The organism is Nostoc mirabile CHAB5784 (genome assembly GCF_020829645.1).
Taxonomy (GTDB): domain Bacteria; phylum Cyanobacteriota; class Cyanobacteriia; order Cyanobacteriales; family Nostocaceae; genus Nostoc; species Nostoc mirabile.
Genome location: NZ_JAIVFS010000051.1, coordinates 1 through 24,103, shown reverse-complemented (window position 1 = coordinate 24,103; position 24,103 = coordinate 1). Strand labels below are relative to the sequence as shown.

General features: G+C 43.0%; 19 protein-coding genes and 3 pseudogenes. 12 read left to right on the top strand and 10 right to left on the bottom strand.

Features of this window, described 5'->3' with window-relative positions:
• Window positions 1–195: 195 nt before the first annotated feature.
• Window positions 196–654, top strand: a complete 459-nt coding sequence (locus LC653_RS26410; RefSeq protein ID WP_229497689.1) for a M67 family metallopeptidase — start codon at window positions 196–198, stop codon at window positions 652–654.
• Window positions 655–1,089: 435 nt separating this feature from the next.
• On the opposite strand, the pseudogene LC653_RS26405 reads toward LC653_RS26410, so the two are convergent.
• A pseudogene (locus LC653_RS26405) lies at window positions 1,090–1,311 on the bottom strand (transposase); the annotation flags it as partial.
• A gap of 12 nt (window positions 1,312–1,323) precedes the next feature.
• Window positions 1,324–1,518 carry a hypothetical protein gene (locus tag LC653_RS26400; protein ID WP_229452789.1) on the bottom strand — a complete coding sequence of 65 codons (195 nt, stop codon included), beginning with the start codon at window positions 1,516–1,518 and terminating at the stop codon, window positions 1,324–1,326.
• Window positions 1,519–1,641: 123 nt separating this feature from the next.
• Between LC653_RS26400 and LC653_RS26395 the strand changes: the two genes are divergently transcribed.
• Together LC653_RS26395 and moeB are read left to right on the top strand one after the other, a co-directional pair.
• Window positions 1,642–2,019, top strand: a complete 378-nt coding sequence (locus LC653_RS26395; RefSeq protein ID WP_229497661.1) for a hypothetical protein — start codon at window positions 1,642–1,644, stop codon at window positions 2,017–2,019.
• 333 nt (window positions 2,020–2,352) lie between these two features.
• Window positions 2,353–3,528: a molybdopterin-synthase adenylyltransferase MoeB gene (gene moeB, locus LC653_RS26390; protein WP_229497660.1), complete on the top strand. Its 1,176-nt coding sequence runs from the start codon at window positions 2,353–2,355 to the stop codon at window positions 3,526–3,528.
• Window positions 3,529–3,663: 135 nt separating this feature from the next.
• On the opposite strand, the gene ftsH4 is transcribed toward moeB, so the two are convergent.
• From ftsH4 to LC653_RS26375, 3 genes are all read right to left on the bottom strand, one after another.
• On the bottom strand, window positions 3,664–5,529 hold the full coding sequence (ftsH4, locus tag LC653_RS26385) for an ATP-dependent zinc metalloprotease FtsH4 (protein ID WP_229497659.1): 1,866 nt from the start codon (window positions 5,527–5,529) through the stop codon (window positions 3,664–3,666).
• A 91-nt stretch (window positions 5,530–5,620) separates the two neighbouring features.
• Window positions 5,621–5,806, bottom strand: coding sequence for a DUF2949 domain-containing protein (locus LC653_RS26380; protein ID WP_229452785.1), 186 nt, complete (start codon window positions 5,804–5,806; stop codon window positions 5,621–5,623).
• Window positions 5,807–5,863: 57 nt separating this feature from the next.
• On the bottom strand, window positions 5,864–5,983 hold the full coding sequence (locus tag LC653_RS26375; RefSeq protein WP_504828434.1) for a CAB/ELIP/HLIP family chlorophyll-binding protein: 120 nt from the start codon (window positions 5,981–5,983) through the stop codon (window positions 5,864–5,866).
• Window positions 5,984–6,855: 872 nt separating this feature from the next.
• Between LC653_RS26375 and LC653_RS47490 the strand changes: the two are divergent.
• A pseudogene (locus tag LC653_RS47490) lies at window positions 6,856–6,903 on the top strand (hypothetical protein); the annotation flags it as partial.
• A 41-nt stretch (window positions 6,904–6,944) separates the two neighbouring features.
• Here the strand turns inward: LC653_RS47490 and LC653_RS26370 are convergent.
• Window positions 6,945–7,082 carry a hypothetical protein gene (locus LC653_RS26370; protein ID WP_229497657.1) on the bottom strand — a complete coding sequence of 46 codons (138 nt, stop codon included), beginning with the start codon at window positions 7,080–7,082 and terminating at the stop codon, window positions 6,945–6,947.
• A 256-nt stretch (window positions 7,083–7,338) separates the two neighbouring features.
• Here LC653_RS26370 and LC653_RS26365 point away from each other — a divergent pair, with 256 nt between their 5' ends.
• The gene (locus tag LC653_RS26365) at window positions 7,339–9,936 is read left to right on the top strand and encodes a beta strand repeat-containing protein (RefSeq protein WP_229497656.1); all 2,598 of its coding nucleotides are present in this window, start codon (window positions 7,339–7,341) and stop codon (window positions 9,934–9,936) included.
• A gap of 270 nt (window positions 9,937–10,206) precedes the next feature.
• On the opposite strand, the gene LC653_RS26360 is transcribed toward LC653_RS26365, so the two are convergent.
• The gene (locus tag LC653_RS26360) at window positions 10,207–10,653 is read right to left on the bottom strand and encodes a TOBE domain-containing protein (RefSeq protein ID WP_229489611.1); all 447 of its coding nucleotides are present in this window, start codon (window positions 10,651–10,653) and stop codon (window positions 10,207–10,209) included.
• A 592-nt stretch (window positions 10,654–11,245) separates the two neighbouring features.
• Here LC653_RS26360 and LC653_RS26355 point away from each other — a divergent pair.
• Window positions 11,246–11,401: a hypothetical protein gene (locus tag LC653_RS26355; protein ID WP_229497692.1), complete on the top strand. Its 156-nt coding sequence runs from the start codon at window positions 11,246–11,248 to the stop codon at window positions 11,399–11,401.
• Window positions 11,402–11,461: 60 nt separating this feature from the next.
• On the opposite strand, the gene LC653_RS26350 is transcribed toward LC653_RS26355, so the two are convergent.
• Window positions 11,462–12,037, bottom strand: coding sequence for a cupin domain-containing protein (locus LC653_RS26350; RefSeq protein ID WP_229497655.1), 576 nt, complete (start codon window positions 12,035–12,037; stop codon window positions 11,462–11,464).
• A 203-nt stretch (window positions 12,038–12,240) separates the two neighbouring features.
• Here LC653_RS26350 and LC653_RS26345 point away from each other — a divergent pair, with 203 nt between their 5' ends.
• On the top strand, window positions 12,241–13,686 hold the full coding sequence (locus LC653_RS26345) for a deoxyribodipyrimidine photo-lyase, 8-HDF type (protein ID WP_229497654.1): 1,446 nt from the start codon (window positions 12,241–12,243) through the stop codon (window positions 13,684–13,686).
• Window positions 13,687–13,971: 285 nt separating this feature from the next.
• On the opposite strand, the gene ileS is transcribed toward LC653_RS26345, so the two are convergent.
• On the bottom strand, window positions 13,972–16,908 hold the full coding sequence (ileS, locus tag LC653_RS26340; protein ID WP_229497688.1) for an isoleucine--tRNA ligase: 2,937 nt from the start codon (window positions 16,906–16,908) through the stop codon (window positions 13,972–13,974).
• Between the two features lie 924 nt (window positions 16,909–17,832).
• Here ileS and LC653_RS26335 point away from each other — a divergent pair.
• The 3 genes from LC653_RS26335 (at window position 17,833) to LC653_RS26325 (ending at window position 20,857) form a co-directional block, all read left to right on the top strand.
• Complete coding sequence (locus LC653_RS26335; protein ID WP_229497653.1) at window positions 17,833–18,201, top strand: Crp/Fnr family transcriptional regulator; 369 nt, start codon at window positions 17,833–17,835, stop codon at window positions 18,199–18,201.
• 182 nt (window positions 18,202–18,383) lie between these two features.
• Window positions 18,384–18,749 (top strand): Lin0512 family protein, encoded by a 366-nt coding sequence (locus tag LC653_RS26330; RefSeq protein ID WP_229497687.1) that lies wholly within the window; start codon window positions 18,384–18,386, stop codon window positions 18,747–18,749.
• Window positions 18,750–19,498: 749 nt separating this feature from the next.
• Complete coding sequence (locus LC653_RS26325; protein ID WP_229497652.1) at window positions 19,499–20,857, top strand: aromatic ring-hydroxylating dioxygenase subunit alpha; 1,359 nt, start codon at window positions 19,499–19,501, stop codon at window positions 20,855–20,857.
• A gap of 420 nt (window positions 20,858–21,277) precedes the next feature.
• Here LC653_RS26325 and LC653_RS26320 read toward each other — a convergent pair.
• Window positions 21,278–21,406, bottom strand: a pseudogene (locus LC653_RS26320) (zinc ribbon domain-containing protein); the annotation flags it as partial.
• A 154-nt stretch (window positions 21,407–21,560) separates the two neighbouring features.
• Here LC653_RS26320 and LC653_RS26315 point away from each other — a divergent pair.
• A complete protein-coding gene (locus LC653_RS26315; protein ID WP_229497651.1) occupies window positions 21,561–21,899 on the top strand; it encodes a hypothetical protein in 339 nt (112 codons plus the stop codon).
• Window positions 21,900–22,267: 368 nt separating this feature from the next.
• On the top strand, window positions 22,268–23,452 hold the full coding sequence (locus tag LC653_RS26310) for an AbrB family transcriptional regulator (RefSeq protein WP_229497650.1): 1,185 nt from the start codon (window positions 22,268–22,270) through the stop codon (window positions 23,450–23,452).
• Window positions 23,453–24,103 lie beyond the last annotated feature (651 nt).

Below are 24,103 nucleotides of genomic sequence, written 5' to 3'. Positions count from 1 at the left end.
ATATATTCTTCACATTATTTGAGTTTACAGGTAATAATTTCCAGAAAGCACTAGGCAAATGTTTGAAGGAGTGATGCAAAATACATATTTTCCTTTTTGAACGGTGCGATGTCTGCGGCGGGCTACGCCTACGCCTGGCAATATCTTATATCTGTGCAACAATCGCTAGAGGTTACTAAAATTACAAACGCAGAGATGATCCGATTTAGCCAAGAACACTTACAAACTATCCGCACTCATGCCGAAAGCACCTATCCAGAGGAATGCTGTGGTATAATTTTGGGTTATCTGGCTAATGGGGGTAAAGTTGTGGTAGAAGTCATACCAACAGAAAATGCCTGGAATACAGAAGCGGCGGCTGAGTTCTCAGGGGAACGCACAGCAGAAAGTAAAAGACAGCAATATGCGATCGCACCCAAAGTTATGTTAAAAACACAAAGGGAAGCACGCGACAGTTCACTCAACATTATCGGCATTTTTCACTCCCACCCAGATCATCCTGCTATCCCTTCAGAATGCGATCGCCTATACGCTTGGCAAGGATACTCGTATATAATAGTTTCCGTCCAAAACGGCAAAGCTGGAGAACTCCGAAGCTGGAGCCTTGATGATACTCATCATTTCCAAGCAGAGGCAATTGAAAATATAATTTAACGGCTTAGTTTTAAAGACGCATATCGTTTTTCGATAGGATTAATATTCCGTCCCAGATCATAACTGCTATGCTCAATCCCAGCAGCATAAACCCTTTCTTTTGTAGCTATTCCCTTATTTGACATTTTCCTGGCTCTCCAAGTGTGTCGTAGTGTAATACACACGAATTAATACATTTATACTAATCATGTCTACTGTATCGTATTAGATACACTTAATACATTAGACTTCTTGCTTGCGAGAACCATATAATAGTTTTTTCTAAATTTTTTCGATTTCGTACTGGCTTCACCACTGTTGTGTAGATAACATTTTTTAGATAGGTTAACCTGTGTAAAAAATGTTTTCTACAAGTGGCATAGATACGCAAAGTTAGTTACCGGGGAAAGGTAAACCCTTTGAATATTTTTTGGCTAACAACTGGCAACAGGATAATCAAGGGAAATACCAAAACGTCCTACTTTTCGCAATTTTCCCACCTTTTTTGCTGGGGGTTATGTCGGTAAATATGGCTAAACCAGCCATCAAGTTAACTAAAAAGTTAAATAGACTACGATGGCGAGATTGTTCTATTTGACACATATTTTTGAGATGGTCATTGACCGACTCAATTACCGCCCGTTTGCGTTAAAGAATTTTATCAATCAGTTTTACCAATCTAAATACTATTTACTGTTGCCTTCCTTTCTTTTCATCCAGTGCTTTTTGAATAGCTTCTCTACAAAATTCAGGAGGGTCATCTTGTGCTTTGACCGCTTCTTTCATTGATTCAGTGCATCTAAAACTGATATTAGCTGTCATGGGTTCCTCGCCCTTTGGTTGTATCGGTTCTAAATTTTCAGGACTTCCTTTAGGGTTTGGCATTATTGCGAAATATAAATACAGCTTGAATTGTCTGTATACAAATAATTAGAGTATTTAATCGGTGGTGATAACAGTCAGCAAAACAGTACACCACCGATACCACTTTTAAGGAATGGTTACTCTATGTTTACACGTTCGGAACTCGAAATCAAAACGATTAAAGAACTTCGTGACCTATGCTTGCGCTACGCCATCAAACCAAGGGGGAATAAAGGGTACAAGACTTCATGGATTACATCTTTGATGGTGTTCCCTCGTATGGCGTTATCCCAGTTTGAGAACGGTAAGGGATTAAAACCTCCTACCTTTGCTTTCATGCAAGCACTGAGTAACGCCATAGATGAGATGAATGCCCCTACTGATGAGCAAGCTGCACTCATCAAAATCACGATGGAAGGGAGAATTATGAATTACCCAGACAGATACACCCAAGAGAAACTGCTAGCTTTGCATAAAGCGAAAATGTATCTTGAAATGGCTATCGGGTTGCTGAGTCAATAATTATCCATTAATCTTTTTCAGCTAACTCCCTTTTAGGATGAAGGGAGTTTTTTATGTTTCTATTTTTGATATTTTAAAAATAAAAATTAATATCAATCTTTCAATACAGGTTATACGTCTGAAGTTCTCTAAGATAGCGAGATTGAGACTCTTTGCTAATACAAGCGAGTTAGGGCAAGCGAGTTAGGGATACAGTACACGAGCCTAGTGGTAAACTAGAGTATTACTAGTAAAAAACAGCTAATAGAAGTACCTAAATTTGCTTCTAGGCACTAAATTACTATTTTAATACTAGAATTACTAGATTAAACCTTGAAACTATTGGTACATGGTATGTCGCTAAATCCGGATCTGGATGAAATCCAGTTGACCAAAGACGATTACGAACGCTACTCCCGACACCTGATTTTGCCGGAAGTAGGACTAGAAGGACAGAAGCGCCTGAAAGCTGCCAGTGTCCAGTGTATCGGTACAGGTGGACTAGGTTCACCATTACTTTTATATTTGGCGGCGGCGGGTATTGGACGTATCGGGATTGTCGATTTCGATGTTGTCGATACTTCCAACTTACAACGCCAAGTCATCCACGGTACATCCTGGGTAGGTAAACCTAAGATTGAATCAGCAAAAAACCGCATTCACGAGATTAACCCCTATTGTCAGGTTGATTTATACGAAACCCGCCTAACTTCCGAAAACGCCCTGGAAATCCTTCAACCTTACGATATCGTCGTGGATGGTACTGATAACTTCCCCACTAGATATCTAGTTAACGACGCTTGCGTATTGCTGAATAAGCCCAACGTCTACGGTTCCATTTTACGCTTTGAAGGTCAAGCTACTGTATTTAACTACCAAGGTGGGCCAAATTATCGTGACCTTTTCCCAGAACCACCACCACCAGGGATGGTTCCCTCTTGTGCAGAAGGTGGCGTATTGGGAATTTTACCCGGAATTATTGGTTTAATCCAAGCAACGGAAACTGTCAAAATCATTTTGGGACAAGGTAATACCCTAAGTGGACGGTTGCTGCTATACAACGCCTTAGATATGAAATTCCGGGAGTTGAAGCTGCGTCCTAACCCAATTCGCCCAGTGATTGAAAAGCTGATAGACTACGAACAATTCTGCGGAATTCCACAAGCTAAGGCAGAGGAGGCTAAACAGCAGATGGAAAGTCAAGAAATGACCGTTAAGGATTTGAAGGAGTTGCTTGATAGTGGTGCGAAGGATTTTGTACTGCTAGATGTTCGCAACCCCAACGAGTACGACATTGCCAAAATTCCTGGTTCAGTGTTGGTGCCTTTACCAGACATTGAAAATGGCAATGGCGTTGCGAAGGTGAAGGAAATATTAAACGGTCACCGCTTAATTGCTCATTGTAAGATGGGCGGGCGATCGGCAAAAGCCCTCGCCATTCTCAAAGAAGCTGGGATTGTTGGGACGAATGTCAAAGGCGGAATTACCGCTTGGAGTCGAGAAATTGATCCTTCTGTTCCAGAGTATTAAAAACGCAAAGTAACGCGGAGGTTTAACGCAGAGGTACGCAAAGTTATTCTCTGCGTACCTCTGAGTTTAAAACCTGACTTCTTAATTACAAATTACGTTAGCGTAGCGGTAGCGAGGAACGAGCGTCATTACGAATTACGAATTAGCTACGGGTTTAATCTGACCCAGCAAACTGTGCAGTTTTTCGCCTTCAATGACCTCTGTTTCTAAGAGTTGAGTAGCGATCGCTTCTAGCAAGTCTCGGTTCTGTCTGAGAATCTCTAGGGCTTGCTCGTGGGCTGTTTCCACGATTTCCTTGACTTCGCTATCAATAGCTTTCGATGTGTCTTCACTCACCGCCCGCCGAGGATTAGCCGCACCATTACCCAAGAACATTGATTGTTGTCCTTGTTGGTAAGCCAGTGGCCCTAAGACTTTGCTCATACCATAAGTTGTTACCATCCGTTCTGCCAAGTCAGTTGCTCGTTGCAAATCGTTGGAAGCACCTGTTGTAATACTGTTAAACACAATCTCTTCGGCGGAACGTCCACCTAACAAAGTCGCAATCTGACCCCGCAGTTCATCTTCATTCATCAAAAAGCGGTCTTCAGTTGGTAATTGCAGAGTGTAACCCAAAGCTGCCATCCCACGAGGAATAATCGAAATCTTTTCTACGCGACCGTTTCCTGTTGTTAGCGCCCCTACCATTGCGTGACCGACTTCATGGTAAGCAACAATCTTTTTCTCAGTCTCGTTCATCACTCGACTCTTCTTCTCTAAACCGGCGACTACCCGCTCAATTGCTTCGGCAAAGTCTTCTTGAGCAACACTTTGACGGAGATTGCGAGCTGCTAATAATGCCGCTTCATTCACCAAGTTTGCCAAATCTGCACCAGCAAAACCAGGGGTACGAGTAGCGATCGCTCTTAAATCTACATCATCTCCTAATTTTACCTTTTGAGCGTGAATCTTCAGAATTGCTTCCCGACCAGATAAATCGGGACGGTCTACCAACACTTGGCGGTCAAAGCGGCCTGGACGCAGCAATGCAGAGTCAAGACTTTCGGGGCGGTTGGTCGCTGCTAATACAATCACAGTTGCATCCCCAGCTGCAAACCCGTCCATCTCCGTTAGTAACTGGTTGAGGGTCTGTTCTCGCTCATCGTTACCACCGTAGAAGCCGTTACTGCTACGAGATTTACCGATCGCATCCAATTCATCAATGAATACAATACAGGGAGCCTGTTTCTTTGCCTGCTCAAACAAATCCCGCACTCTGGAAGAACCCACACCGACAAACAATTCCACAAACTCCGAACCAGAGATACTGAAGAATGGAACTCCTGCTTCTCCTGCTACGGCTTTCGCTAAAAGTGTCTTACCAGTACCCGGAGGCCCAACCAACAACACACCTTTGGGAATCCTAGCGCCAATTTGCGTAAATCGTGCCGGAGTCTTGAGGAAATCCACAATTTCCACTAACTCAGTTTTCGCTTCTTCTACCCCAGCCACGTCTGCAAAGGTGATTTTAGCTGATTCGCCTTCAACGTAAACCTTAGCTTTGCTCTTACCAATGGAAAGCGCACCTTGGGGGCCACCGCCACCACCACGGGCGAGAAAGAATTGCCAAATACCAATAAAAATCAGTGGTGGAATCACCCAACTTAAAAGGGTTGTAAACCAAGTATTCTTCGGTGGAGGTGTAGCAGCGAATTCAACTCCCTTTTGTTCTAGCAGTTTGGGTAACTCTAAATCAAAGATTGGTGTCGTTGCAAACACCTGGGGCGGCTCGGCATTTTCTGCTTTTAGTTGGTAGATGATCTGGTTTTGACCAACGGAAACGCGGCTGACTTCCCCTTCTTGTACTTGATGAATAAACAAGCTATAGGGAACACCAGTAGGGCCAGAAGCAAATAAACCAGGCAAAAATAAATTTAAGAGCAAAAATAGCCCTGATACTGCCAGTAATATATTAGCAATGATCCGAAACCGAGGTGACTTAGGCTGTTCTTTAATTGGCATTGATGTTACTAATCCTTAAAATGAAAACTGTTGAAAATGTGACTTTCACAGAAAGTCTGTTATTTACCATCCAAATAGTTGAAGCAGCAGCTTATACTGTTTCCAACCAATCAAAAATTTGGGCTAACTGATCCAGTGTTACCAGTCCATACTGCCAGAGGGTCATAGCCAGAAAGTTGGGGGTCTGCTCACAATGTCGCAAAGCAAGAGAAATTGCTCCACCAGAAATACCCAACTCTTGTTCTAAAAAATGCACTAATTGATCTGTAGCTTTCATAACCATGTTAAACAATGTTAATTAAATCTTATTTCTGACTTAGCTCAATAAACTTGATTAAACACCAGTCAAGATTTCCAAAACTATAAGAGATATAAACCCAATCACCGCCAAGCGACCATTGAGTTTTTCTGCATACTTAGTGAAACCAAGCGTATATTCTTGCGTGATGTACATCCGAGGTACTGGCGTTCCCGCCCAAACTAGGCGATGGGCTAGGCGCAAAGTCGTTCAATTTGTCTTGTTTCTCAAAAATATACCGCTTCTCATAATTTCTCCCCTCTAGCAATGTTTGCAGCACTTTTTTATTTATGTAACTAAACTTAACAATTAAATTAATCTTTGGGAACTAACGAGCAAATACGGTTTACCGTACTCAAAGAGTTAACACCACGCGAAATGAGAAAACTTAAATGAACAGAAGGCTGTCAAAAAAGACGCAGAGATTGTGAGAGGCAAAGAGAAAACCTCGTGTCCTCCTCCATATCTTTGTGTAATGTTCATTTTTCACCAATTATTTATATCTTTAGATAGATACATACACAATCTGGAGAGAGCAATATCTACGACGGGCTACGCTTACACAAAAACTTTACTTTGCACATTATCAACTTAACTATAACTTTACCATAATTACACTTAGCCTATTGACACTACTTACATATTCATAAGAGTATCTAAATGTTTTAAAAAATATCAAAGTATTTTAAAGATTTAAAAGTCAAGTCCTTTGACTAAATGATACCCAAAGACTGCTACTAACATAATTCCTAATTAAATTTCTTAATTACGAATTACGAATTACGAATTACGAATTATCATGTGCAGTCCAATGTTAGAGGGTAGCAATAGCGATCTGTCTACAACACTATGAATGAGTGATTAACGCCCCTACTTGGATCAAGCTTAGAACCTTAAAATCCATTCCCTGACTAACAATCAATAAACACAGGAGAAAATCATGGCTAGTTCATTCTTGAATCTAGCTGATCTGAATGGTAGCAATGGCTTCATCATCAACGGCATTGCTGCAAATAACTACTTAGGCAATCATTGACGGCAAAAGTGGCAATGACCTGCTGCGGGGGGGTTCTGGCGATGATACCCTTGTCGGTGGTGCTGGCAATGATAGATTCCTTTACAACACCGATGCAGCCTTTGCTCTAACTGCTGTTAGTGTAGATGCGATCGCTAATTTCAACAGTTCCCAAGGTGACAAGATTGTACTGGATAAGACTACCTTTAGCGCGTTCCTGCTTCGGGTTGCCGTGGGCATCGCTTCAACTGCGGGAACAGGTTTTAGTAAGAAGAGTGATTTCCAAATTACTTCTATAGGGGGAAGCAGCACGGCGAAAATTATTTATGATGCGGTGAGTGGACAGTTGTTCTACAACTAAAATGGCTGTGCGGCTGGTTTTGGCAGTGGTGGTCTATTTGCAACTCTGACTGGTGCGCCAACTCTAAGTGCATCAGATTTTGTGGTGCAAGGGTAGATGCACACATATGTCAACAAATAAACACAGGAGAAAATCATGGCTAATTCATCATTCAATTTCATTAACCTCTCTGACTTGAATGGCACGAATGGCTTTTTCATTAACGGCATTGCAGCACTTAACGGCTCAGGCTGGTCACTCAGCAATGCGGGGGACATCAACAACGATGACATTGACGACCTGATTATTGGGGCAAGTAATGCCTCCCCCAACGGCAACTCTCGTGCTGGGCAAAGCTATGTAGTTTTTGGGGTCAAGAATCTGGGCAGTGACGGTACCCTCAACCTCTCTGATTTGAATGGCACGAATGGCTTTTTCATTAACGGCATTGCATCAGGTGACTGGTCAGGCTGGTCACTCAGCAATGCGGGGGACATCAACAACGATGGCATTGACGACCTGATTATTGGGACACCTTTTGCCGACGCCAACAGCAACTCTGAAACTGGGCAAAGCTATGTAGTGTTTGGGGGGACGAATCTGGGCAGTGGCGGCACCCTCAACCTCTCTGATTTGAATGGCACGAATGGCTTTTTCATTAACGGCATTGCAGCATATGACGGCTCAGGCTGGTCACTCAGCAATGCGGGGGACATCAACAACGATGGCATTGACGACCTGATTATTGGGGCAAGTGATGCCTCCCCCAACGGGAACTCTCGTGCTGGGCAAAGCTATCTAGTGTTTGGGGTCAAGAATCTGGGCAGTGGCGGCACCCTCAACCTCTCTGATTTGAATGGCACTAATGGCTTTTTCATTAACGGCATTGCAAAAGATGACTTCTCAGGCTCCTCAGTCAGCAATGCGGGGGACATCAACAACGATGGCATTGACGACCTGATTATTGCGGCACGAGGCGCCTCCCCCAACGGCAGCACCCGTGGTGCTGGGCAAAGCTATGTAGTGTTTGGAGGGACGAATCTGGGCAGTGGCGGCACCCTCAACCTCTCTGATTTGAATGGCACTAATGGCTTTTTCATTAACGGCATTGCAGTAAATGACGACTCAGACTGGTCACTCAGCAATGCGGGGGACATCAACAACGATGGCATTGACGACCTGATTATTGGGGTACGAAGTGCCTCCCCCAACGGCAAAGATTTTGCTGGGCAAAGCTATGTAGTGTTTGGGGGGACAAATCTGGGCAGTGGCGGCACCCTCAATCTCTCTGATTTGAATGGCACTAATGGCTTTTTCATTAACGGCATTGCAGCAGATGACTACTCAGGCTGGTCTGTCAGCAATGCAGGGGACATCAACAACGATGGCATTGACGACCTGATTATTGGGACACCTGTTGCCGACGCCAACAGCAACTCTGATGCTGGGCAAAGCTATGTAGTGTTTGGGGGGACGAATCTGGGCAGTGGCGGCACCTTCAACCTCTCTTCTTTGAATGGCACGAATGGCTTTTTAATTAACGGCATTGCAGCAGATGACTACTCAGGCTCCTCAGTCAGCAATGCGGGGGACATCAACAACGATGGCATTGACGACCTGATTATTGGGGCACCAGGTGCCTCCCCCAACGGCTTTCAGAGTGGGCAAAGCTATGTAGTGTTTGGGGGAAAGAATATTGCTAGTAGCAACACCTCTGTCAACCTGACTGGAACTCCTGGTGCAGATAACTTATTTGGTTCACCAATCAACAATATCATCAATGGGTTAACTGGTGACGATACTCTAACAGGCAACGGCGGTCAAGATAAATTTTTTATTCGCCTTGGCGATCGCAATGACATTATCACCGATTTTGGTGGCGTTGGGAAAGGTACAAATCCTTCAGCAGAAGTCATTGCAAATTTTGACACCTTGCAATTTACAGGTAGTGGTTTAACTGCCCAAAATCTGCAATTAACTCAAAATGGTAATAACTTAGAAGTTACCTTTGAAAATGTGGCTTCTACCAAAGTCATTCTGCAAAACTTCAAATTAGAAAACCTCGATAATCTGTTTGCTTCTCAAGCAAGCCCTGCGATTGGCAATATTCTGTTTGATGGGCAAAGCAACATCGCTGACAGCTTTGATGTCTTGAATGCCAACTCTACTCAAGCTAGCATTTTCAACAAAAACACTGTCACCTTCCTCAATGACTTAAACAATAACATCGCAGGTTTTGACAACTCCAATGATGTGATTAATGGTCAAAGGGGTAATGATATTATCAATGGCTTGAGTGGCAATGACCTGTTGCGGGGCGGGTCAGGGGATGATATTCTCATCGGTGGATTCGGCAATGATACTCTTGTGGGTGGTGTAGGCAATGATATTCTCGTTGGTGGTGTAGGTTCTGACAGATTCCTTTACAACACCGATGCAGCTTTTGCCCTGACTGCTGTTGGTGTAGATGCGATCGCTGACTTCAACAGTTCCCAAGGTGATAAGATTATCCTAGATAAAACTACTTTTAGTGCTATTACTTCAACTGCGGGAACAGGTTTTAGTAATGCCAGCGATTTTAAAATCACTTCTTCAGGGGCGGCTAGCACGGCGAAAATTATCTACGACGCTTTTCGTGGACAGTTGTTCTACAACCAAAATGGCTGTGCAGCTGGTTTTGGCAGTGGCGGTCTATTTGCAACTCTCACTGGTGCGCCAACTCTGAGTGCATCAGATTTTGTCGTGCAAGCGTAGGAGCATACGGATGTTATCTGTGTCAACATCAGTAGAGTAGCACAGCGCTTACCCTACTTCTGTGTGTTGCATTTATATGAAAACAGCTATTAGACATCTGGTAGAAATTAAATTCATTTTTTTAACTAGTTCCGTGGGTTTAAGTCCCCCGGTTCAATAAAAAAGCAAGTTTTGTGTTGGGGTTAAATCCCCATTACAAAACAAAATTTACGAATTACGAATTACGAATTACGAATTATTTAATATCCAACACCTAAAATAAACGTATTTCTATTCTCTAGCAATGACAATATCGTTAGACTTAATGACTGCATAAGCTTCTTTTCCCTCAGATAGTTCCAACTCTTCTGCGGAAGCTCTTGTGATAATCGAGGTTAATTCTACTTTATGAATAATCTCCAGAGTCACTTCACTATTAACTGCTCCATAAACAACTCGTTTAACGACACCTTTAAGAATATTGCGAGAACTAACTTTTAGTGATTTCTTTTGAATACTACTTTCTATGTTAGGTTTTTGAGTGTAGTAGATGTCTTCCTGTTTTTCCTGATGAATTGGTGGTGATATCGGTGCTGATGAGTGCTGATTAAGGCTACGCACGAGTTCCCGCAGAATCTCAGTCTTAGTGCGTTGAGACTGTTCGCAGAACTCCTCCAGAATCTTTCGCTCGTCCTCTGAGGTTTGAAATGTGACCCATCCTTGTTCTTTTCTTGGCATAATATTATCAGTTTTGGTTATTCTTGGTATGATTCTACCAAGTATCAATTAGATGTGTTGTTTTAAGAAAAATATTTTTTCTGGAAGGATTTTCTCCATTTTTATAGAGAATTTCTCAACTAATCCTATACATTTAACTACATAAATATTTATTTTTTGTAAGTACAAAACAATTTGTTACTTAATATTAAGTGAGGATTACTAATTTTATACCAATTTAATTGGTATAAAATTTATGCTGGCTTAATTTGGGATCAAAATTATAATTATCTGCAAGCCTTTGTGTCGTGATATCCTCACTCATGAACACTACATCTTGCAATCTAAACAGGGAGATCAAAGATGTCCGCCACAAATTCTCCACCCCAACTGATATCATGTTCGCTTGATTACTTATTAAACCCGAAGAACCCCACCCCGACAATCGTCGCTTCGTCTCCCCTCCTGCTTGCGGGGAGGGGAGATTTTGGGGAGCCAGTGCGGTCTTGGGGTCTCCCCAAGTGGAGCCGGATAGCGTGTGGGGTGCAATGACTGTGGAAATCATAACTAATTATGCGAACATGATATGAAACGAGAATTAGGGGGGTAGCAATTGGGGCAATTGTTGCCACCTGTATTTGTAGGCATAGCGATCACTCTGCTGGTACTGTTGGGTAATGTCAAAACTACCTGGTCGTTTAGTGCCTTTAGTGTTTTGATCTATTACACAATTACCAGCTTTGCCGCACTATCAACTCCAGCCATTTGATGATGCCAAAATAGAAGAGTTTATTAATCGTTGGTACGACAGAAAATTGAAAATTAAGCCTTAACGCGGCTTATTGAGCGAATCACTAACTTGAGTACCTGTATACTTGGGAACCCAACCTTCTGCGTTGGCGCAGCCCGCCGCAGGCATCGCAAAATAGCGTATCCCTTTGAAATTCAACGATGCAGTTGGGCTGCACCAATGCTCAACGCCGGCGGGAATGTAGAGATAATCTTGTGCCTGAACTAAAAGCTTTACCTGACTACCATTAGGTCGCACAAAGCCATAAATCATTTCTCCTGCCAACACGTAGAGGGGTTCAGCCGCAGGATGAATATGGTAACGGTCGTAGGTTGTTATCAGGTGGTGAAGATTAAAGGAACCTGGATGCACATTTAGCAAGTCACACCACAGAGCGCCATTTTCTTGCTGAATAAATTCAAAAACGCTGTTATGGAGTTCCACACAATAACGTTTCTCAGACTCAGTTAAAACGTCTTGGTCTAGCAGATTGAGCAAGAGAAGCGATGTTCCTGGGTCGTAGTGTCTGAGTTGAATGCCAAGAGGGGCAAGTTCAAGAGCTATTTCGCCTAAATCGCTCTCAATCGTACCGTCATCAAGTAGTAGGTTAGCCATGACAAAAAGACTAATTAACTCTTAAGAAGAGTATACTCAACTTTGAGCTAATAAGCCACTATTCCGACTGACAAACCGGAGAATAGGGAATGGGGAATAACTAATTGCCAATGCCCACCCACAAAATAAATTTATCGCCAGAATGATGTTCATTGATACCACTAGCATTTAAGCTAGTACGGGTGAACTATATCTAGCATGGAATGTCTGACTTAATTCTGTTTTGGCATCGGCGCGATTTACGCATTTCTGACAATACGGGACTGGCTGCGGCAAAACAACAGAGTCCGAAAGTGGTGGGCGTGTTTTGTCTTGATTTGAATATTCTGGAACGGGATGATGTTGCTCCTGTAAAAGTAACTTATATGATTGGCTGTTTGCAGAAACTCCAAGAGCGATATGCTCAAGTTGGTAGCCAGTTATTAATACTCCACGCCAATCCTGTACAAGCGATACCAGCTTTAGCAGAAGCAATAAATGCCAAAGCTGTTTTTTGGAATTGGGATGTAGAACCTTATTCGCAAGAACGCGATCGCACCATTATAAATGCCCTCAAAGAAAAAGGCATTCAGTTTCTTAACCAAAACTGGGATCAAATTCTCAATTCCCCAGAGCAATTACGCACCGGTAGCAATCAACCTTACACGGTTTACACTCCCTTCTGGAAAAATTGGATTACCAAACCGAAAGCGAACCCAGTAGAAACACTGAAAAATGTTGAGGGTTTAACAGAAGCTGAACAGGAAATTGCTAAACTTGCAGGAGCCTTAACGCTACCTTCAGCCAAAGATTTAGGATTTATTTGGGATGGAGAATTGATTATTTCACCGGGAGAGGCGGCGGCGCAAGAACGGCTAGAGGAATTTACTGCTAAAGCTATTACTGAATACCAAAAACAGCGAAATTTCCCCGCAGTGGACGGAACATCGCAACTGAGTGCAGCTTTAAAATTTGGCGTAATTGGCATTCGCACCGTTTGGCAAGCCACGATAGAAGCACTAGAAAACAGCCGCAGTGAAGAAACAGCAGTTAATATTCGCACATGGCAACAAGAATTAGCTTGGCGGGAGTTTTATCAACATGCAATGTATAACTTCCCCGAATTAGCTGATGGTGCTTTCCGCGACACCTTTAAAAACTTTCCTTGGGAAACTAACGAAGAATATTTCCAAGCTTGGTGTGAGGGGAGAACTGGCTATCCCATTGTCGATGCAGCAATGCGCCAGATGAATGAAAGTGGCTGGATGCACAACCGTTGTCGAATGATTGTCGCCAGTTTCCTTACCAAAGACTTGCTAATTAATCCCCAATTGGGAGAAAAATACTTTATGCAGCACCTGATTGACGGTGATTTATCTGCCAATAATGGCGGTTGGCAATGGAGCGCTTCTAGCGGCATGGACCCTAAACCTGTACGGATTTTTAACCCAGCCAGTCAAACACAAAAATTTGATCCAGAGGGGGAATATATTCGGCAATGGGTGTCAGAATTGCGGTCTGTAGATACAGAATATTTAGTTACTGGTAAAATTCCATCTTTAGAACGTCATGCTGTTGGTTATCCTGAACCTATTGTGGATCATAGAATACAGCAACAGCAGTTTAAACTGCGTTATCAACAGCAAAAAACTATTAGTAATCCTGAGTAGAATTGTTAGCTTTTTAATGTTGAGTTAAAGCTGATATAGTAATACCAATTTTTTAAGAAGCTCCATATCGCTCTTCCATCACTCTCTCCAGAGGAAAAAGAATAATCCTTGCTACATAAGGCTTTCAGGCAAAACTGATGATTCTAGCCATAATGTTAGAAAATAAAGCTCGAAACCCAGTTTCTGTCTCTTGTTTAAAAGTTGGCTGAGATTTTTCTTTAACCAGAGTGATGGAAGAGCGTTAGTTCAAGGCAGGGAGAGGTTCGTTGAACTGACGTATATTTACTAGAACTCTCCGGCTAAGGCTGCAACGCATCGTTCGCAAATTAACGGATGTTCTGCTGATTCTCCCACATGAGTAGAGTAGTTCCAACAGCGATCGCATTTTTGCCCATCTGCATTCACTACACCAATTCCCCAGTCTTCCGTCTGCGCTGTATATTTTAATCCTTGCAACCCTTGAGCAGAATCTAATAATTCCACCTGGGAAGTCAGCAATAAATACCGCAGTTCGTCAATACCGTTACCCTTAACCGGGTTAAAGGCTTTGATAGCATCACCTAACTGTTTGTGAGGTATATGAATCAAAGCTTTCGCTTCCAGGGAAGAACCAATGAGTTTTTCTATCCTGGCTTGTTCTAACACCTTGTTAACATCGGTACGGAGTTGTCGCAGTGCTGACCAAAATTCCGCTAACTCTGGATTACGCCATTTTTCCTCAACCTGCACCCAACCGGACTCAAATACCGATTTGTAAGGTGTTTTGTAAGGGAGATATTGCCAGATATCTTCGGCGGTGTGGGATAGTACTGGTGCGATCGCTCGTGCTAAATTATCTATTGCTATCTTCAGCACCGTTTGACAACTGCGACGACGGAAAGCATCGGTTGTACTGATGTACAGCCTATCTTTGGCAACATCTAAATAAAAGTTGGATAAATCCACCACGCAGAAATTCTGCACTGTTTGGAAAAAGCGGAAGAATTGGAAACTCTCAAAGGCAACGGTTACTTCCTCAAATACCTCGGTGATGCGGTGCAGCATATAACGGTCAAGTTCTGGCAATTCCTCAAAGGGAACTGCATCTTTTTCGGGGTCAAAATCATGCAAGCTACCCAACAGGAACCGCGCTGTATTGCGAATCTTACCTCTGACATCATTCAGCTGCTTAATGATGTTTTTACCAATGCGGACATCAGAGGAATAATCTACCGACGACACCCACAACCTCAATACATCTGCACCATAAGGTGGTTCTTCTTTTTTATTTTTTCCACCTTCAATGATTGTATTTGGGTCAACCACATTGCCTTCTGATTTGCTCATTTTACGCCCTTGTTCATCTAAAACAAAGCCGTGAGTTAGCACAGTTTTGTAAGGCGCAATGTCATTCACTGCTACACTGGTAAGCAAACTTGACTGGAACCAACCGCGATGTTGGTCGGAACCTTCCAAATACAAATCAGCGGGGTAGCGTAACTCTGGACGCTGTTTAGTTACTGCTGCCCAAGATGAGCCAGAATCAAACCATACATCCATTGTGTCTGTACCTCTGCGGTAAGACTTACCATTTTGGCGATAGGATTCTGGTAACAACTCTTCTACCGACAGTTCCCACCAAGCATCAGAACCAATTTCTGCAATAATTGCTTGGACGTGGTTGATAGTTTCCTCATTCAGCAGTGGTTCTCCCGTGGCTTCATCGTAAAAAACAGGAATGGGTACACCCCAAACGCGTTGACGCGAAATACACCAATCGGAACGTTCCGCTACCATTGGAGTGATGCGATTTTCACCTTGGGCTGGAATCCATTTTACAGTTGCGATCGCATCAAGTGCTTCTTCTCTAAATCCTTCCACGGAAGCAAACCATTGTTCAGTAGCGCGGAAAATCGTCGGCTTCTTCGTCCGCCAATCATAAGGATACTTGTGGGCGTATGGTTCTTCTTTCAACAAAGAACCAGCCGCATTTAATGCATCAATCACCGCCTGATTCCCATCACCCAGCACATTTAACCCCGCAAATTGTCCCGCTTCTTCGGTAAAATTGCCATTGTCATCCACTGGTGCAAGGATGGGCAAACCGTAGCGTTGACCAACAATGTAATCTTCTTGACCATGACCAGGTGCAGTATGTACCAACCCAGTACCCGATTCAGTTGTAATGTAATCACCGCCGACAACAATCGGACTTTCGCGGTCAAATAGAGGATGACGGAAAGTAGTATGTTCTAAATCATTCCCCTTAAATGTGGCTTTTACAGTTAACTCAACTCCGAAAGTTGAAGATAAACGTTCCACTAAATCAGCAGCAACGATGAGATAACGGAACCTCACTCCCGTTAACGGAGAAGGGGAAGCTACTTCCTCACTCCCCCTCCCTGCTTGCGGGGAGGGGGTTGGGGGGTGGGGTTCCACTTCCACCACTGCATAATTCAAATCTGCATTTACCGCCACAGCCAAATTCCCTGGAATTGTCCAAGGTGTAGTTGTCCAGATAGCCACGCCCAAATCTGACTGATATTCCGCCAGCAGTGGTTTTACAGCTTCCGCCAAACTTGTAACTGCAAAAGCTGCATAGATACTGCGGGAAACGTGACCTTCAGGATATTCCAACTCAGCTTCAGCCAAAGCGGTATGAGAACTGGGACTCCAGTGAACAGGCTTTAAACCGCGATAGATGTACCCTTTTAAGAACATCTGACCAAACACGCCAATTTGAGCCGCTTCATATTCCGGCTGCAAAGTCAGATAAGGGTGTTCAAAATCGCCCCACATCCCAAAGCGTATACAACTTGTGCTTTGGTCTGCTACTGCTTCTAGTGCAAATTGTTTAGCTTTTTGCCGCAATTGTAAAGGCGTTAAGTTTTGCCGTTCTGCTGACTTCATATTCTGCAAAACTTTTAATTCAATTGGTAAACCGTGACAGTCCCAACCGGGGACATAGCGAACCTTACGCCCTTGTAGCAGTTGGTAGCGATTAATAATATCTTTAAGAATTTGACCCAAAGCATGACCACTATGCAGAGAACCATTAGCATAGGGAGGCCCATCGTGCAGTATAAATAATTCGCCGGGGTTATTTTTGGAGAGGCGATCGTAAATTTTATTTTCTTCCCAAAATTTTTGGATTTCAGGCTCACGCTTGATGGCGTTTGCCCGCATATCAAAGTTAGTCTTGGGTAGGTTTACAGTATCTTTGTAACTTCCTGATTCGGTCACAGTCTCATGCCTAGAATTAGGTGTGCAGGTTTTATTAATTATAGAAGATGACATGAAAACCAAAATTTGCTATTTTAACGTGAGTTTGATAAATATTATTTGACCTCTCCCCCAGCCCCTCTTTGTTGGCGTCAGCCTGCCGCTAGGCAAGCAAAGAGGGGAGCAAAAAGCTGAATTTTCACTCTAGTAATTTTCGTTATCTGGGGAGTCGTTCAAGTCTCTCCCTCTCCGAGTCGGCTACGGTGTACACACAAGTCTTGTCGCAGCTATGTCTTTATTAATAAATCTCGCACTGCGTTTCTATAGGAATCATATTTGATTTCTGAAAAAATCTCGGTAGTCTTGTAATGGACTGTCTAGGCTTTAATGATTGCAAAAAAATTGTAGGTTGGGTGGAGGCTAAGCCATTGCTAACATCCTGATATATGTTGGGTTGCGCTCCGCTCCACCCAACCTACGTCTAATGCACTATTTTGCGTAGACAGTCCACTACGTGCATTTCAAAAATCAAATACTAGTCCTATATCCCGCCTCGGAATGAATTCCGAGTCTCATAGCTAAAGTCTACGCTTTGTGGACTAAATTGATCGTTGAGTCCACAAAGCGTGGACTTCAGTTATGAGCCGCTGAACTTTAGTTCTGGGCGGGATGTCGGTGAGTGTGATAGTTTAACTCTGACAAAAATGTGGGTAAAAGAGTTGAAACCTATGTGGACAGCACTTGTGTGTACACCGTAGCTCCGAGTCGGAGAGGGACGGTTTTATGTTGTAAAACCAGGGAGAGGTTTCTAGGCGATTAGGGGACTAATCAGAAATTTTGCGGAGGTTGAGAGTTAATCAACAGAAAGTAGTATACTTTTGTGGGTTCGCCTAAAGCTATCCAAAAAGTTTCGTCTAAAAACCAAGAATTTTGGGGTTGCTCTAAATGCTAAGTCCTGTAGTAACAGTCAGTATCTTTCAAAAACAACCCGACCCTCAAGCATTTTCAGCAGGCGAAGTCATCTTTGAAGAAGGACAGCCAGGTGAGCACATGTACGGGATTCTGGAAGGAACAGTGGATATATTAGTCAATGGCAAGGTTGTAGAAACCATTGATACGGGCGAAGTTTTTGGTGTCGGGGTACTTGTAGGAGTAAAAAATAGAACTTACACAGCTATTGCCAAGGTGGACAGCAAACTTGCTTTCGTTGATGAGAAAAGGTTTCTTTTTGCCGTTCAGGAAACACCCATGTTTGCCCTCAAGGTGATGAAAAGTTACTCAGAGCGTCTGAGTCGCCTGCAGCGTATGGTGTGAGGCAGGAGGCAGGTGGTCGCCGAGCGCAGTCGAGGTGAGGCAGGGGGCAGGGGGCATGTGTACCTCTTCTCATTGCAGGACTCTACGTGAAGGTTTTCGTAGAGAAGCGATACAGTATTGCAAGTGAGCCTCCAGCCCTCTGCTTTTTTTGGTGAAACATGAAAGATTTACCGGAGGTAGCAATGGCGCGTAAACGGTTGATTATCGAGATGGGGATGGGAATAGATCAACATGGACAAGAACCTACAGTAGCAGCATCTAGGGCAGTACGGAATGCGATCGCTCATAATGCTTTACCTGGTGTTTGGGAGGTTGCTGGCTTAAGTCACCCCAATGAAATGATTATAGAGGTTCAGGTAGCAGTTCCATATCCAGAGCAAGTTAGAGAAGAAGAGGTATTAGCTGTACTACCATTTGGTCGGAAAACCCTTACCGTAGAATCTGGGGGGATGGTAGTTCAAGGGCGGGCAATTCCCGAACTCAATGATAAAAATGATGAAATGTTAATTGCGATCGCTGCTGTTACAGTTTTAATCGAAGATAAGTAGCTGAGGTCAAAGGTACGTAAGCTGACAATTACCTTTGTTTGCGCTTGAGAGATTATACCGAAAAGTTTTTAATTTATTTGAGCATCGGCTTTGTTTGTATATCTGTGATTTTTAATTGTCAGGTATATTTGCTGATTACTTTATCAAAATGCCTAATTGCTTTATCAAAATGCCTGTTTACTTTCTCAAAATACTGAAATGCTTTATCAAAATGGCATTTGACTTACTCAAAATGCCATTTTACTTATTCATTTTGGTGTTTTCCGCAAGTAAAATGACGTTTTACTTACTCAAACCCCAGTTTACTTATTCATTTTGGTGTTTTCCGCAAGTAAAATGACGTTTTACTTACTCAAACCCCAGTTTACTTATTCATTTTGGTGTTTTCCGCAAGTAAAATGACGTTTTACTTACTCAAACCCCAGTTTACACTTACTCATTTTGGTGTTTTCCGCAAGTAAAATGCCTTATGACTTACTCATTTTGGTGTTTTCCACAAGCAAATGTTAATTTTTGAAGTTTCACCCTAGAAATGTTCTCTCTCTGGGGCTAAAGATTTGCTAATACAAAGGTATAAAACAATACGCTTGGGTTAAGGCTAAAACCCTTTGTGAAATCAAATTTTTTAACGTAGACGCTGCATCGGCTTGCCGCAGGCTACCACAGAGGCGCAGAGAACACAGAGAGAAGGAAAAAATGCTTAACTGAACTGTATTGAGGTCTAAAATCATAGAAACCTGGAGAAAACTATGTCATTAGAAACAGAGACACTACAGGCAACACCACCAACTTCTACCTTTGAGACGCTTGAGGAGAAGCAAGAATTTAACTGGAGGCAATGCTGGTATCCCGTCACCTTCGTGCAAGACTTGCCTGCCAACCGCCCTCATAGCTTTTCGTTGTACGATGAACCTTTAGTTTTGTTCAAAAACAAAGATGGACAGTTTATCTGTTTAACAGATCGTTGTCCTCACCGTACAGCGAAACTTTCCGAAGGACAAATTATTGACGGCAAAATTGAGTGTTTATATCATGGTTGGCAGTTTGGCAGTGATGGGCAATGTCTCCACATTCCCCAATTACCAGCAGATGCAAAAATTCCAGTCAATGCTTGTGTGCCATCCTTTAAGGTTGTAGAACGCCAAGGCATGATTTGGGTGTGGGCTGGTGAAAAAGAAACTGCTGTTGATGAAAATATCCCAATTTTGCCAGATTTAGATAAGCCAGGATTCGTGCATACAGATTTTATATTGGATCTGCCTTACGACCAAACATATCTAATAGAAAACGTTACCGATCCGGCTCATGTTGCTATTAGCCATCATGGCACTAGGGGGGGTAGTAATCGCAAAAATGCTCAACCGCTAGAAATAGAAGTCCTAGAGAGTTCGGCTCAGGGGATTCGAGGTAGGTGGCGGGGAATTAATAAATCAAATGAAGCCTGGAAGTATATTGATTTTGTTGCTCCAAGTCTTGTGCTGAACAATGGTTATATTGAAGACCGAGGCTGGACATTTGGACTAGCTTTATATTCGATTCCTTTAGGTAAAGGGCGATGCCGTCTTTTAGCTAGAGGTTATCGTAATTTCATGACTTGGGGAGTCAAGCTAAGACCACGCTGGCTAGATCACTTAAATACCAACAAAATATTAGAGCAGGATTTGCCTCTTATTGCGGGGCAACAGTCAGAAATTGAGCGCTTACAAACAAGTCTCAAAGAACTATATTTGCCTTTAAAAACATCTGACACATTAGTAGTTGAGTACCGCAAGTGGCTAGATAAATTTGGGTCGTCTTTGCCTTTTTATCAAGGCTATTCCACATGGAAAAATGTTGAGAATGGTGAGTTGAATCCAAAGCCAATTTTGTTAGACAGATTCTCGCGGCACACACTTATCTGTAGTTCCTGCAATCGAGCTTATCAAGTGACAAATACGGTTAAGCAAAGTTGTATAGGGGTAGCGATCGCTCTAGCTGCTGTAGCAATACTTGCAGATGATTCTAGAATTAGAATCGCAGCAATATCGCTTTCTATAGCAGCAGTTGCAATATCCGCTATGGCTCATACACTCAAAACTCACTTTGAGCGTTCCTACACTCGTCAGTGAACTACCCACACTTCCTCCGTCAGGAGAAGTGTGGGCTTCCGGTTTCATCGACAAATGCCTTTCCACCTTGCGGCTTGTTGGTCTTACTCCGCCGACGCTCGAAGACTCGCTACCGCTTCGCTATCGACTCGGCAAGAACTCTCTTTCCCTCCGTCCACGGATAATATCCGAAGTCCTTCTGTTCTTATGTAGGACTTACGCAAAACTACACGCGCTCAGGGGCAATTAATGAATTGCCCCTACCTAACAATAAGGGTTTCGGCTATTGTTTGCGTAATATGATGTCCCGGTAATTAACCATAATAACCGGAACCCCACCCCGCAAAAGCTGCGCTTGAGCTAACCTCCTGCTTGCGGGGAGGGGTTGGGGGTGGGGTTCTTTTATTATGGGTGATTTGGCGGACATGATATAAGTCCTGTTATGATTAACGCGGCGTTCCCATCACGATCGTGATGAGTATTGCAGCTTGGACAATTCCACTCTCTAATATCAAGTGGTAACGCATCCACAACATGACCACAACAGGAACAGGTTTTAGAACTGGGGTACCGGAAGTTTGCTCACCTTAAACAATTTGCTCAAACCCCTTGTGTGGTTAAGTTATGCTCAAGTTAGTGGCTCTGCGCTAAAGTAAAAATATTGGGATAAAAATCTCTGGCAGTAAGTTCAACTGAATCACTAATCTTTACCACTGCGGCGATAATGTCTCAAGAGCATAACGAATCACTCCAAATTCAGGAGATCACCAAACTAAAACCGAAACACTTTGCTGATTTAGTCAGATCAGCACAATTGGTTTTTGACCCCACAGCCGGAGTTTCGGGAAGACACATAACAGTTAACTGGGAACAATTCGGAATTCCCCATGATGTGGCGGACAATCTCAAATCACTTGGTCAGCAATACCAATATGCATCTCCTCACATTCCTGTTGAAGACATTTGGAGTAAATTAACTCCAGAAACTCGTATTTGGTTCGTTGAAAATAAAGATAGGTTGTGGCAGCTTGAAGAAGCTTTCCCAGCCCTTGACGAAGATTAAACGGCTGAACCATTGAAAGGAATACAAATTATTTGTAGGGGCACAACGATCATTGTGCCCCTATCCTCTCTCTATAGGCATTTTTGTTTGAATACAACACGCGGTAAATTTAAACTTAGTACCGCAAGGCGGAAATAAACCTACCATTTTATTACAGCCAGAAAGCTCAAAATTAAAGCAGGCGTGAATGCGTGACTTCCGCCTTGCGGTACTAGTAGTCCACTAGACCAACTTTAATCGATGAATAAGTTTGTAGTAAGGACTTTAGTCCTTGATTTGAGCGCTTTAGCGCTCACTACGAACCTAGTTATCTTGTGCGATCGCATTACCTTAAATGCATAGTTAAATTAATAAAAAAGCTCATATCGATGAATCAAAGCCTAAGTGTTGCTCCCAGTCTAGAAGAACACACTCATGAAAGTCCCGTTGTTACCAAACAACAGCTATTTACGAAGCAACTGATTGTCCTTGTCTTGGAAATGCTTCTGGCATTACCTCTGGGTTTACTTCTGGCAAAGTTCCAAATTGGCAGAATTGCCTGGATCTTTGGCGGGATTGCTGCTGGTACAGTAGTTCTTCAAGGGTGTCGAATTTTTTATCAATATTCTCCCCAACCAAACCGCACTGCTAGAAAAGTGGGAATGGCACTTGTAGGCTTAACTGTCGGCGCTTCCAATGCTCACGGTAATCTAGCTAGTGTTGCTTCTAATATTCCCATATTTATTTTTCTTACCTTGTTTCTACTGCTGAGTGGAACCTGTATTGGTTATATTTACTCGCGCCTTAGCAAAACCAACCTGTTAACAGCAATGCTGGCTACAGTTCCTGGTGGTGTCGGAATTATGGCAGCGATCGCCGCCGATTACAACAAAAATGTTAGTTTGGTTGCCTTAGTTCAGGCGATTCGCGTTACCTCAGTAGTTGTTCTAATTCCCTTCATCGCTAAGACATCAACTGGTAATTACTATCCGCAAACACTCCCAATCAACGCTGCTTGGCTCAATTTCGATCCATCTCAACTAGAATTACTTTTGTTAGTACTAATAATTACTGGATTAGTAGTTTATCCAGCTATATTATTTAAAATTCCGGCTGGCGATTTCTTTGGTGCATTGTTAATTGGTATCGGGTTTAATCCTTTGCTACATTGGCTACCTTTTGTAGGTGATATTAGCTTTAGTCCGCCGCCAATAATAAACTTATTGGGTCAAATGCTGCTGGGAATTACTATTGGTGAATATTGGGGAGACAAACCCAACTTTAGAAAGCAGACTGTCGGCTATGCCTTGATGTCTGTGGGGATGACCCTAATAGCGGGAGCGATCGCTGCTATACTTGCGATGCAATTAACCTCTTGGGACTGGTTAACCTGTCTATTAGTCACAGCACCAGGAGGATCAGCAGAAATGATTCTGGTTTCCTTGGCATTGAATCATAATGTTGAAATTGTCACAACTGGTCATTTAGTGCGACTAATTGCAATTAATAGTTCCCTACCACTTTGGGTGTTTTTGTTTCGCCGTCTGGATGAGCAAGTTTCTGAATCAGTTTAATTGATGAGGGCATTGGGCATTGGGCAAAAGAGTGGAGTTCTGAGCCTCATTAATGAGTATCAAAGACTCATTAATGGAGTTCAAACACTCATTCACGAGTCTTTAATACTCGTTAATGGAGTTCTAAGCCTCATTAATGAGTATCAAAGACTCGTTAACTCAGAACTTGCATCAGTTCCGACGACCGCCTCAGAATGAATTCTGAGGCTTATAGCTAAAGTCTATCTATTGAAGACTGAGTAAGGGTTATAGTCCACTAAGCGTGGACTTATATCAAGTCCGGTGAATCATATCATGTCCGCTTGATTACTTATTAAACCCGAAGAACCCCACCCCGACAATCGTCGCTTTGTCTCCCCTCCCCGCAAGCGGGGAGGGGATTAAGGGGTGGGGTGCAATGACTGTGGAAATCATAACTAATTATACGGACATGATATCACTTGTGATTACCGTATCTGTGCAAAAATCCCAAAAGCCTCTTTCCCCCAGCAAGAACAGCAAGAACTGCGCTCTAAATGATATTTCATTAAACTCAACGAGGTTGTCACCAACCCCGTTGGTCTTCAAAACCGTGCATGAGACTTTCACCTCACACGGCTCCTCAATAACTTGGTGCTTGTCACGCATACCTCATCACCCATTTATCCTCAA

Coding starts and splice junctions, on each gene's coding strand:
- LC653_RS26410 (WP_229497689.1), top strand. CDS start 196: ATGATCCGATTTAGCCAAGAACACTTACAAACTATCCGCACTCATGCC.
- LC653_RS26400 (WP_229452789.1), bottom strand. CDS start 1,518: ATGCCAAACCCTAAAGGAAGTCCTGAAAATTTAGAACCGATACAACCA.
- LC653_RS26395 (WP_229497661.1), top strand. CDS start 1,642: ATGTTTACACGTTCGGAACTCGAAATCAAAACGATTAAAGAACTTCGT.
- moeB (WP_229497660.1), top strand. CDS start 2,353: ATGTCGCTAAATCCGGATCTGGATGAAATCCAGTTGACCAAAGACGAT.
- ftsH4 (WP_229497659.1), bottom strand. CDS start 5,529: ATGCCAATTAAAGAACAGCCTAAGTCACCTCGGTTTCGGATCATTGCT.
- LC653_RS26380 (WP_229452785.1), bottom strand. CDS start 5,806: ATGAAAGCTACAGATCAATTAGTGCATTTTTTAGAACAAGAGTTGGGT.
- LC653_RS26375 (WP_504828434.1), bottom strand. CDS start 5,983: ATGTACATCACGCAAGAATATACGCTTGGTTTCACTAAGTATGCAGAA.
- LC653_RS26370 (WP_229497657.1), bottom strand. CDS start 7,082: ATGCCCACGGCAACCCGAAGCAGGAACGCGCTAAAGGTAGTCTTATCC.
- LC653_RS26365 (WP_229497656.1), top strand. CDS start 7,339: ATGGCTAATTCATCATTCAATTTCATTAACCTCTCTGACTTGAATGGC.
- LC653_RS26360 (WP_229489611.1), bottom strand. CDS start 10,653: ATGCCAAGAAAAGAACAAGGATGGGTCACATTTCAAACCTCAGAGGAC.
- LC653_RS26350 (WP_229497655.1), bottom strand. CDS start 12,037: ATGGCTAACCTACTACTTGATGACGGTACGATTGAGAGCGATTTAGGC.
- LC653_RS26345 (WP_229497654.1), top strand. CDS start 12,241: ATGTCTGACTTAATTCTGTTTTGGCATCGGCGCGATTTACGCATTTCT.
- LC653_RS26335 (WP_229497653.1), top strand. CDS start 17,833: ATGCTAAGTCCTGTAGTAACAGTCAGTATCTTTCAAAAACAACCCGAC.
- LC653_RS26330 (WP_229497687.1), top strand. CDS start 18,384: ATGGCGCGTAAACGGTTGATTATCGAGATGGGGATGGGAATAGATCAA.
- LC653_RS26325 (WP_229497652.1), top strand. CDS start 19,499: ATGTCATTAGAAACAGAGACACTACAGGCAACACCACCAACTTCTACC.
- LC653_RS26315 (WP_229497651.1), top strand. CDS start 21,561: ATGTCTCAAGAGCATAACGAATCACTCCAAATTCAGGAGATCACCAAA.
- LC653_RS26310 (WP_229497650.1), top strand. CDS start 22,268: ATGAATCAAAGCCTAAGTGTTGCTCCCAGTCTAGAAGAACACACTCAT.